At 75.5% G+C, this 1,856-nt stretch carries 2 protein-coding genes; both read right to left on the reverse strand.

Translation table 11 applies throughout. From position 1 onward, the window contains the following. Positions 1-1,369: sigma-70 family RNA polymerase sigma factor (locus tag AOK22_RS36265; protein ID WP_107102116.1), on the reverse strand; the 1,369-nt coding region annotated here is incomplete at its 3' end. 250 nt (positions 1,370-1,619) lie between these two features. Continuing rightward, positions 1,620-1,856: SbtR family transcriptional regulator (locus AOK22_RS36270; RefSeq protein ID WP_482255570.1), on the reverse strand; the 237-nt coding region annotated here is incomplete at its 5' end.

Below are 1,856 nucleotides of genomic sequence, written 5' to 3' on the forward strand. Positions count from 1 at the left end.
ACACCGCGGGCTCCTTGGCCTTCGGCGGGTCCTCCTTGGGCTTGCCGCCGCCTCCGGTGAGGGCGATGGCCGCGGCGACACCGGCCGCGACGACGACGCTCGCCGCGATGCCCGCCTTGGCCGGGGCGCCGAGGCCCTCGGACGCCGCCGCACCGCCGCCCGCGGCCGCCCCGCCGGACGATCCGCCCGCGGCGGCCGCCCCCGCGGCGCCCGCGGCACCGGCGGTGACGGTGCCGCCGCCGATGAGCGCGGCCACCTTCGCGTACCCGGCGGCACCGAACCAGCCGATGACGGCGATCGGCACGACCGCGGGGATGCCGCTGGCGACTTCCTTGATCTGGCCCGCGGCCAGCCGGCACTTGGCGCACTCCTCCAGGTGCTTGCGCAGCCCGCGCTCGGCACGGGTGCGCAGGCCGCCGCGGGCGTAGGCGCCGAGCCGGTCGGCGTAGCGCGCGCACTCCTCGCTCTCGGTGAGCGTGGCGCTCACGTGCGCCTGCAGATACGCCTGCTTGAGGCCCTCGCGGGCGCGGCTCGCGAGCACGCGCGTGCCGTTCGCGTCGAGGCCGAACAGGGTGGCGACGGCGCTCGGGGACTCCTCCTCGACCTCCGTGTGCCACAGCACGGCCTGCCAGCGCTCCGGCAGGCTCCGGAACGCCTGCATGGCCATCGACTGCTCGGCCTCGTGCATCGCGAGGACGTCGGCGCCCAGGTCGAGCGTGTCGTCGTCGGTGACGTCGGAGCCGCGCGCGGCCTGCGCGGCGAACAGCGCGAAGTCGTCGACCAGTTGCTCCCGCTTGGCCGACTTCGTCCACCCGGCGGCGACCCGGCGCACGGTGGTGAGCAGATACGCGCGCACGGCGTGCTCGGGCCCGCTGCCGCCGCGCACCGCCTGCAGCATGCGGGCGAAGACCTCGGCGGTCAGGTCGTCGGCGGTGTGGGCGTCACGGCAGCAGGTGCCGGCATAGCGGCGCACCGCATCCGCGTGACGGCGGTAGAGCTCCTCGTACGCGGAGTCGTCGCCCGTGCGCATGCGGGAGATCAAGTCGGCGTCGGACACCGGGCCGTCGCCGGCCAGGGGTGCCGAGGCGCCCGCGCCGCCTTCGCGCTGTGGAGGGACGCTGGGGTCGGCGGCACCAGAAGGCGCGCCGGAAGCCGCACCAGCCGCGCCGGTCGGCGCACCCGTGGGACTTCCCGCACCCGCGGGACTCCCCGGAGCGCCGGATCCCGCAGGGGTGCCCGCGCTGCCGCCGGGCCCGCCCTGACTGGGCACCTGCCGGGAGGGCAGCCCACCGGTCTCCGTGCCGCCGCTTCCCGAGGAGGGCTCCTCGCCGAAGCCGGCGGACGGCTCGTCCCGACCGTCAACACTCATCGCGGAACGCCCCCGGTTGCACACTCAGACCCGACCACCGGGAAAGAGTGCCACACGGCCGCGCTCCGGCCGAGAGCCGAGACGGGCAACCACCCGTCCGGGGCGACTTCCCGAAATCGAGCACTACCGTTCACTCATTCGGGGAAGGCTCAACATCCGCTCTCTGACGCGGAGTTGAGCCTTCCGCCGCATGACGTGTCGCGGAAGCGACCGGAAAGCCCGGGAAATCGACCGGATCCGCCCGGATCCGCTAGGAGGCGGGCCGCGAGCGCAGCCCCTCCAGCAGGATGTCGAGCAGCCGCGAAGAGGCCGCCGCCTGCTGCGCCGCGTCCGGCAGCGAGGGCGCCGCCGTCGCTATCACCAGCAGGACGTCCGACACCGTCACGTCCGCCCGCAGCTCACCCGCCGCACGGGCGCGCTCCACGAGGCGGCCGACGACGTCGAGCAGCGTCGCCGCCCCCGAGTCGTCGCCCACGCCCGCCGACTC

The organism is Streptomyces silaceus, from assembly GCF_001419745.1.
Classification (GTDB): Bacteria; Actinomycetota; Actinomycetes; order Streptomycetales; family Streptomycetaceae; genus Streptomyces; species Streptomyces silaceus.